The sequence below is a fragment of the Streptomyces olivochromogenes genome (assembly GCF_001514115.1).
In the GTDB taxonomy this organism is placed as follows: Bacteria; Actinomycetota; Actinomycetes; order Streptomycetales; family Streptomycetaceae; genus Streptomyces; species Streptomyces olivochromogenes.
In genome coordinates this window covers 56,444-64,687 of record NZ_KQ948488.1, presented here as the reverse complement: position 1 = coordinate 64,687, position 8,244 = coordinate 56,444, and the positions used below count along the sequence as shown (strand labels likewise).

The following is an 8,244-nucleotide window of genomic DNA, read 5'->3' as shown; positions in this document are numbered from 1 at the left end:
CGTTCGGATGAGATACGGCTTCTAAGTCCGATGTCTGATCTGGGTGGTTCTTGAACTTCCCGTGCGGCGGTCTGTGATCCTGGAGGGACTACGACGGAGGGAACTGCGCGTATGTCGTCCGGGTATGGCTTTCACCCGTTGTCTCTCGGTGTGAGGTTCGTGTTGGAGCTGGTGGCTCTGGTGTGCTTCGGGCTCTGGGCATGGGCTGTCGTGCCTGGTTCCCTGCGGTATGTCTGCGTGGTTGCCGTTCCCCTGATCGTGGCCGTGCTGTGGGGAGTCTTCGCCACCCCAGACGATGCATCCCGGTCCGGGGGGACGGTGATTGCGACACCTGGTCCGCTGCGGTTCCTGCTGGAGCTGGCTGTGTTCTTCGGCGGTGCGGCGGCGTTGTACGCGGCGGGATCCCGCACTCTCGCCGTGATGCTCGCCGGTGTGCTGGTCGTGTACCACCTTCTGTCGTGGGACCGGGTGTTGTGGCTGGTCAGGCATTGAGTCCGCCCCAGCCGTATCAGGTTGGCGGTGCGTTCGGGAACACACAGAGGGTGTCCAAGATCGTTGCGTGACGAATGACCTGGACACTCTGCTGACCGCGCTGTACGTGAAGGTCGATGATGAGCTGGAAGCCAGCCGTTGGATGGGTAGGCCGCCGCAGCTGACCGATGCCGAGCTGGTCACCCTCGCGGTCGCGCAGGCGCTGCTCGGCTTCCATTCCGAGACGCGCTGGTTGCGGTACGCGCACACGCACTTGGCCGCGATGTTCCCGTACCTGCCGCAGCAGTCCGGGTACAACAAGCGCCTCAAGGCGGCATTGCCACTGGTGAAGAAGGCGATACGGATGCTCGCCGTGGACACGGACTTCTGGTTCGACAACCACTGGATCGTCGACTCGACACCAGTGCCGTGTGGGATGTCCCGGCCGACAGCGAAACGTTCAGAGATGGTGGGCTGGGCCGGATATGGGTATTGCGCGTCCCACTCCCGGTTCTTCTGGGGCCTACGCCTGTACCTGGTTTGCACGCCGGTTGGCATGCCGATCCTGTGGGCCCTTGCGAACCCGAAGATGGATGAGCGCGAAGTACTGCAGTCCATGCTTGACGTCGAGGCCGGCCTGGTCACAGACAGGCCCGGACTCCTCCTGATCTCCGACAAGGGCTTCGCCTCCAAGGAGTTCGAGAACGATCTCGCGATGCGGGGCATCGAGCTGCTGAGGCCGTCGTTCAAGCGGGAGAAGAAGCGCAAGGGCGAGAGACTGCTCAAGTCCGTACGCCAGCTGATCGAGTCTGTGAACGACACGCTCAAGGGACAGTTGGGCCTGGAACAGCACGGCGGCCGCACTCACGAGGGTGTTGCCGTCCGCGTCGCCCAGCGCATCCTCGCCATGGCCGCCACGATCTGGCACAACCACAAGACCGGAGCACCCATCATGCGCTCCCTCATCGCATTTGATCACTGAGCACATAGGACTTGCTCGTCTAGACCTGTACGCCCGCACCTTCGAAGGCGTCCCACTCGGCGAGGACGAGTACGTCCTGTCCACCGACGAGAAGACCTCGATCCAGGCCCGCTGCCGCTGCCACCCGACTCTGGCCCCCGGACAGACCCGGGCGATGCGCGTCAGCCACGAGTACGGACGCGGCGGCGCCCTGGCCTACTTGGCCGCCTACGACGTCCACCGGGCCGAGATCCACGGCCACTGCGAGCCGACCACCGGCATCGTGCCGTTCATGGCCCTGGTCGAACAGGTCATGACGCAGGAGACCTACGCCAGCGCGAAACGCGTCTTCTGGATCGTCGACAACGGTTCCTCGCACCGCGGCCGCAGGTCCATCGACCGCATGGCCGCCCGGTTCCCGAACGCCGTCCTGGTCCACACCCCGGTCCACGCCTCCTGGCTGAACCAGATCGAGATCTTCTTCTCCATCGTGCAGCGCAAGGTCGTCTCGCCCAACGACTTCACAGACCTCGCCGAGGTCCGGGAACGGCTCAGAGGGTTCGAAGACCGCTACAACGCCACGGCACAGCCGTTCCAGTGGAGGTTCACCACCTCCGACCTGGACGATCTGCTTGCCCGACTCGACCGGAACACACCCGCCGACCGACAAGGAGAATCCTCCGTCACACCGGCAGCCTGATTAATCCCCGAAGGATTTCCGGAGCCGAGCACTAAGGGGGTGTCGGCTCTCGAACGGCGGAGTCATTCCGGGTGGGGCTGTTCGGTCCAGACGGTCTTGCCGTGAGTGGTGTGGCGTGTGCCTTGGTGGTGGGTGAGTTCGGTGACGATGGACAGGCCGCGGCCGCCTTCGTCGTTTGGGCCGGCCTTCCGCAGGTGGGGAGTGGCGCTGTTGGTGTCGGAGACTTCGCAGGTGAGTGTGTGATCGTCGTTGATGAGGCGCAGTTGTATCGGCCCGGTGGAGTAGCGGATGGCGTTGGTGACCAGTTCGCTGACGACCAGGGTGGTGGTGAAGGCGAGTTCGTCGAGTTTCCATGTCGTCAACTGTCGGCTGGTCCAGGTGCGGGCGGCGGCGACGGCGGCGGCGTCGGGCGGAAGGGCCAGTTTGGCGATGTTCTTGTCGTCCAGCATCCGGGTGCGGGCGGTGAGCAGGACCGGTGCGTAATCGGGGCATTCGACGTGACGGACATCTTCGAGGATCCTGTGCCCATCGGGTCCGGATCGGCTCACCACCTGGTGAAGGCGCTGCGCGGTTGCGTCCGTGGCGGGGTGCGGTTCCTCCATGCCTCCGCTGTCCAGGAGCAGGACGGTACCGGGAGGTACGTCGATCTCGGTGGTCTCGTAACGATGGTCATCGGCGCCCAGGGGTGGGTGGGAGGCCAGGCCAGGTACGCTGACGATGCCGTCCGGGTAGAGGATCACCAGCCGCGAACCGCCTGCCGCGGACGAGGTGCAGCGCCCGGTGACGGGGTCGTACACCACGCACAGGCAGCGGGATCCGCCGTACTTCAGGTCGAACGGTTCTCGGCCGGGCGTTGTGTGTTCCCGTGTCAGGCGGGTTACCACGTCCTCCAGACGTGCGAGTATCTCGTCCGGCTCCAGATCCTGTACGGCGAGCGCGATGATCATCGCTCTCAACTGGCTCATGCCGACGGCGGTGGCGGCGCCCTGTCCTTGTGCTGCTCCCACCACCAGGGCCACCCGCGCGCTGGACAGGGGAATGATGTCGAACCACTCGCCGCCGGTGCCATCCGTCGGGACGTGCCCTTGGGCGGCATCCAGTGCGCTGAGGGACGGAAGGACTTCGGGAAGGAGGGCGCGTTGCAGGAGACGCGCGTGAGCGCGCCCTTGCATGCGGCTGCGGACGATGTCCAGACACCGCGCAGCGCGGTCCGCGAACTCGGTGGCCCCTCGAGGTCGCCTCCGTCGAACGGAGCGGAATCGGCCCGCCGATACAAGCCGACCAGGCCAAGGACGACGTCCTGGGCGACCAGGGGGATCACGATGAGGGAGTGTGCCTGCGCTGCCCGAACGGCCCGTGCAAGAGCGGACTCACGCGCGAGCCACCGGCGCTCGCGTTTCAGGTCACGGATGAGGCGTGGGCGCAGGTCGGTGAGGCTTTGCCGGTAGGGGGTCGCTGCCGGTATCCGGACCACCTCACCGACGGCGTACGCCGGCCTGAGCTCGGCTCCCGGCGCGGACTGGAAGGCGGCACGTCGAAGCGGTGCGCTTGTGCAGAAAGGACCAGGCGTGTTCGCTTCGCCGTGCAGCATCAGCTCCGATACCTCGACGGCGACGATGTCGGCCAGTTCGGCCAGTGCGTTTCTGGCGAGCTTGTCGGCGGTGTGGAAGATGTCTTGGCTGGCGCCCATTGCGGTGCTCTCCAGGTCTGGACGGGTACGGGTGATCAGGGTGGTCGTCCCGGTCCTGACAGGTGCTGACCTGATTTACCTGGGGTTGGCCGTGTCAGGCGGTCTCATCGCTGTAGCGCAGTTCGAGCTGGTCGAAGTGCGGCTTGTGCACGAGGCGTTGACGTTCATCCCACGGGGTGAGCTCGGCGATGACCGAGTCGAGTGAGCCTGTGTCGCGCAGGGCCTGCAAGACTTTCTGGCTTCCGCGAATTGCACCCTGCATGGCGGCGTTGGCGAACAGGATGATCGAGTAGCCCATGGCCACCAGCTCTTCCTTAGGAAGCAGAGGGGTTTTGCCCCCTTCCACGAGATTGGCCACCTTAGGCACGTCGGGGACGGCCTTGCCGGCCTGGGCCAGCTCCTCTCGGGAGTGCAGTCCCTCGATGAACAAGATGTCCGCTCCCGCCTCGGCGTACCCGGTAGCGCGCTTGAGCGCTTGGGAGAGGCCGTGCTGGGCGCGGGCGTCGGTGCGGGCGATGATGCAGGTCTGTTCGCTGCTTCGGTGCTCGACGGCGGCGCGGATCTTCTGCTGCATCTCGGTAATGGAGATGACCTCCTGGCCGTCGAAGTGTCCGCACCGCTTGGGCGCGACCTGGTCCTCCAGCTGGATTCCGGTGGCTCCGGCTTTCTCCAGCACCTGGACGGTGCGGGCTACGGACACGGCGTTGCCGAAACCGGTGTCCGCGTCGACGATCACCGGGACCTCCACGGCGTCGGTGACGGCCCGGACATGCGCCGCCATCTCCGACAGGGACAGCAGGCCCATGTCGGGGAGCCCGAGGAATGTGTTGGTGACGCCGGCTCCTGTGAGATAGACCGCGGGGAAGCCCAGATCCTCGGCGATCCGGGCGGTGAGCGCGTTGGCTACGCCCGGCAGTACCAGGCCGCCCTCGGTGTGGATCAGTTCTTTCAGAGGGGTCCGGTTCATGGGGTCGTTCCTTGTCAGTCGTCATGACGGGCGGTCAGGAGGGCTGCGGCTTCGCTTCCGCCGACGTCCTCCGCCAACACCGCCAGGATGTGGCGAAGACTGTTGTTGATGTGCACGGCCGTGGCCTGGGCGGCCAGGGACTCGTTGCCCTCGTGTATGGCCGCACAGATGGCCTGGTGCTCGGCGGCGGTCTGCAGCATCCGCGGGGGGCGCCGGCGAGCGATCTGGCGCAGACGCTCCAGGTGCCCTCGCAGGCTGGCCAGACTCGACAGAAGGTAGGGGTTCCGGGCGCCGGCATCGACTGCCTCGTCCAGCTGGGCGATCAGTGTGTAGTAGGGGCCGTAGTCGCCGCCCTCGGGCTCTGCGGTCTCGAACTGCGCCCGCTGAGTCTCGAAGGCTGCTTGCAGGTCGGCGAACCTGGCCCGGTCGGGGCGCCGGGCGCACAGCCTGGCGGCATACGTCTCCAAAGCCTCGCGCATCTGGAAGAGGGAGACGACGTCCTGCAGGGTGATCTCGCTGACCTGGGCGCCCCGTCCCGGGGTGAGCCGCACAAGGCCCTCGTGGGCGAGGCGCTGGATGGCCTGGCGCAACGGGGTGCGCGAGATTCCCAGGCGTTCAGCCAACTGGACCTCGTTGAGCGGGCTGCCGGGCGGCAGGTCCCAGCTGACGATCAGGGACCGCAGCTCGGTGTACGCCCGGGTGCTCTGTGCCACGAGTGATCATTCCCCTTCAGCGACTCGCAGATATTGACACTCATCGAGACCTAAGTGTACACCACGGGTACCCACCAAAAAAACAGCCTGTATACAGAAGGGGATCTTCGTGGTCACCTCGGCATCATCGACGCTGCCTGCGACCTCCGGCCTCTCCCGGAAAGCCCTGGCCCGCGCCGTCGGCGCGGCAACCATCGGCAACGCTCTGGAGTGGTTCGACTGGTCGACCTACTCCGCCTTCGCAGCCATCTTCAGCCTCCAGATCTTCGGTGGGCATGGCGGCTCGGCCCTCCTCAGCGCTCTCGCCGTCTTCGGGGTCGGCTTTCTCATGCGCCCACTGGGCGGCGCTCTGATCGGCGCCTTCGCCGACCGCCACGGGCGACGCTCCGCCTTGGTCTTGAGCGTCGTCCTCATGGCCGCTGGCTCGCTACTGGTCGGCATCACGCCGACCTTCGCTCAGGCCGGCATGTGGGCGCCCGCGGTCCTCACCCTGGCCCGTCTGATCCAAGGGCTATCCGTCGGCGGCGATTACGGCGCCTCGCCGATCTTCCTCAGCGAGATCGCCCCGCCTCGCCACCGGGGACTTGTCAGCAGCCTTCACTATGTGAGCTTGACCTTCGGCTTGCTCGCTGCCTCCCTGCTCGGGTGGATCCTCAGCGCTGTCCTCACCAGGCACGAGCTCGCCACCTGGGGATGGCGGATCCCCTTCCTGCTGGGCGCGGCAGCCGCGCTGTGGGGCTTGTATCTGCGTTCCTCTGTCCAGGAATCGGCACTCTTCGTGCAGGCCCGGAGCCAGGAGAGGCCCAAGGATGTCCCGTCCGCCCGCCGGACCCCCGCGCTGATCCTCCGAGTGATCGGCATGACCTCACTGGGCTCCATCGCCTTCTGGACCATCACGTCCTACCTGCCCAACAGCGCCGTCCACGTCCTGTCGGCCGGATCAGTCTTCGCTGCCAGCAGCTGGGCCTTGCTGATCTTCCTGGCTCTCCAGCCTGCCGTAGGCTGGCTCTCCGACCGCATCGGCCGCAAGCCCCTGCTCATCAGCTACTCGGCAGGCTTCCTCATACTGGGGTACCCCCTCGTGGCCGGTGTCAGGATCGGCTCAGCAGGAACGCTGTTCTGGGTCATGCTGCTGGGCCTCATCGTCTTCTCCGGCTACAGCGCCATCTCTGCCGCCTTCCTCGCAGAACAGTTCCCCACCAAAACCCGCTCCACCGGCGTCGGCATCGCCCACAACGTCTCCTCCGCCCTGTTCGGCGGCACCGCGCCCTACCTTCTGGCGAAACTCGACCAGTCCGGAGACACTGCCTGGTTCGCTGGCTACGTCATGGCCGCCGCCGTGGTCAGCGGCGTGCTGTTCCTGCGCATCCCGGAGGCCCGAGGAAAGGCCCTCGACTCATGACCCTCCCACACACCACTCCCGTCACAGGAATCGACACACACGCCCACGTCCTGCGGACCGATCATCCCCTCACAGCGTCGCGGCACTCCCAGCCCAGCAAAGACGCCTCGATCACGGAATATCTGTCCCTGCTGGAGGCCCACGGCCTCTCCCACGGCGTGCTGACTGCGCCGAGCTTCTACGGAGACAACAACTCACTACTTCTCGAGGCCTTGGAAGCGGCACCACACCGGCTCAGGGGCACTGTCTGCGTCACTCCGAAGACCACGACAGAAGAGGAACTGCAGGCTCTCGCTTCCCGCGGCGTCGTCGGGATCCGCCTGAACTGGTCTCGACGCAGCGATCGCCCCGACCCCAACTCCCCAACCCACCGAAGACTGTTCCAAGCAGCAGCCAAGAGCGGATTGCACGTCGAGGTCCTTATCGAAGATGCGCACCTTCCGGCCATCGCGGATGCGGTGCTGGGCGAAGGCGCAGTGCTCGTGATCGACCACTTCGGCCTGGCGGCAGGCGTCCGCACACCCGGCGCCGCCGCCATGGTGCGGGCCCTGGAAGGGGGATCAGCCTGGGTCAAACTCTCTGCCCCCTACCGGCCGCCGACCAGCGAACTGCGCCGACTGTCCGAGGCGCTGCTCTCGGCTGCCCCACACCGATTGCTCTGGGGCAGCGACTGGCCCTGGGTCCAGCACGAGAACGATGTCTCCGACTACGGTGCCTGCCTGAGTGCTCTGGACCACCTGGTACCGGACCCCGTTATGCGCACCGCAGTGCTGGTCGACAACCCAGCTCAACTGCTCGGCCTCCCCTGAAAGAGAGGTTCCGTTGTGGTGGGCCGCTCGATCAGGCTGACCCGTCGCCTGGCCTGGGATCCTCCCTGATGGCAGGAACGGCGCCCGCAGCGACTGGAGCAGGTGTCCCCGCGCCTGGCCTGAACAGGCCGCTCTCGCGCACCAGCCAGCCGCGCGCCTCGAGCGTGTAGACGCGATGGCGCACCTACCCCACCTCGTTCTTCTCCGCCTACCGTCCCGGCCTGCGTGTCAACTCGGCACAGGACAGCGGGTCCTGGGCGGCCACTGCGGCGGACGCTCACCGTGCCCCAGCTCCACCCGGGAGGCCCCAATCCTGCCTCGACCGGCACAGTGGCCGCACCGCCCTGCCCGGCGGGGCGCCTGCACGACTTTCTCCCGGGCCACCCGGGCCCGCTCCGTGGCGGCGGCAACCTCCTCCTGGGCCTGGCTCAGCACCACCAGCCAGGACCCCAACTCCTCCTGCGCCCGCGCCTCACGCTGTTCGGGCAGACCGAGCACCGACGGCACCGCACCCTCCGGAGTCGACAACAA

The 8,244-nt window shown here is 66.5% G+C and carries 9 protein-coding genes; 5 read left to right on the top strand and 4 right to left on the bottom strand.

Going from position 1 to position 8,244, the window contains the following annotated elements; translation table 11 throughout:
• Positions 1 to 111: 111 nt before the first annotated feature.
• The 3 genes from AQJ27_RS48280 to AQJ27_RS48270 all read left to right on the top strand — a co-directional run bounded on the left by AQJ27_RS48280 (position 112) and on the right by AQJ27_RS48270 (position 2,132).
• A complete protein-coding gene (locus AQJ27_RS48280) occupies positions 112 to 492 on the top strand; it encodes a YrdB family protein (protein ID WP_067384706.1) in 381 nt (126 codons plus the stop codon).
• Positions 493 to 559: 67 nt separating this feature from the next.
• A complete protein-coding gene (locus AQJ27_RS48275) occupies positions 560 to 1,453 on the top strand; it encodes an IS982 family transposase (RefSeq protein ID WP_067384702.1) in 894 nt (297 codons plus the stop codon).
• A complete protein-coding gene (locus AQJ27_RS48270) occupies positions 1,443 to 2,132 on the top strand; it encodes a transposase (protein WP_235613973.1) in 690 nt (229 codons plus the stop codon). Before AQJ27_RS48275 ends, AQJ27_RS48270 begins: the two co-directional genes overlap by 11 nt.
• Positions 2,133 to 2,194: 62 nt before the next feature.
• Here AQJ27_RS48270 and AQJ27_RS48265 read toward each other — a convergent pair whose 3' ends face one another.
• The 4 genes from AQJ27_RS48265 to AQJ27_RS48250 all read right to left on the bottom strand — a co-directional run bounded on the left by AQJ27_RS48265 (position 2,195) and on the right by AQJ27_RS48250 (position 5,502).
• Positions 2,195 to 3,139, bottom strand: coding sequence for a SpoIIE family protein phosphatase (locus tag AQJ27_RS48265; RefSeq protein WP_159064644.1), 945 nt, complete (start codon positions 3,137 to 3,139; stop codon positions 2,195 to 2,197).
• Positions 3,094 to 3,822 carry a GAF domain-containing protein gene (locus AQJ27_RS48260; protein ID WP_067384696.1) on the bottom strand — a complete coding sequence of 243 codons (729 nt, stop codon included), beginning with the start codon at positions 3,820 to 3,822 and terminating at the stop codon, positions 3,094 to 3,096. The genes AQJ27_RS48265 and AQJ27_RS48260 overlap by 46 nt, the downstream gene beginning before the upstream one ends.
• Positions 3,823 to 3,916: 94 nt before the next feature.
• On the bottom strand, positions 3,917 to 4,789 hold the full coding sequence (locus AQJ27_RS48255; protein WP_067384693.1) for an isocitrate lyase/PEP mutase family protein: 873 nt from the start codon (positions 4,787 to 4,789) through the stop codon (positions 3,917 to 3,919).
• A gap of 14 nt (positions 4,790 to 4,803) precedes the next feature.
• Positions 4,804 to 5,502, bottom strand: a complete 699-nt coding sequence (locus AQJ27_RS48250) for a GntR family transcriptional regulator (protein WP_067384690.1) — start codon at positions 5,500 to 5,502, stop codon at positions 4,804 to 4,806.
• Positions 5,503 to 5,611: 109 nt separating this feature from the next.
• Here AQJ27_RS48250 and AQJ27_RS48245 point away from each other — a divergent pair, with 109 nt between their 5' ends.
• On the top strand, positions 5,612 to 6,904 hold the full coding sequence (locus tag AQJ27_RS48245; RefSeq protein WP_067384688.1) for an MFS transporter: 1,293 nt from the start codon (positions 5,612 to 5,614) through the stop codon (positions 6,902 to 6,904).
• The gene (locus AQJ27_RS48240; protein ID WP_067384686.1) at positions 6,901 to 7,713 is read left to right on the top strand and encodes an amidohydrolase family protein; all 813 of its coding nucleotides are present in this window, start codon (positions 6,901 to 6,903) and stop codon (positions 7,711 to 7,713) included. Before AQJ27_RS48245 ends, AQJ27_RS48240 begins: the two co-directional genes overlap by 4 nt.
• Positions 7,714 to 8,244: the final 531 nt, after the last annotated feature.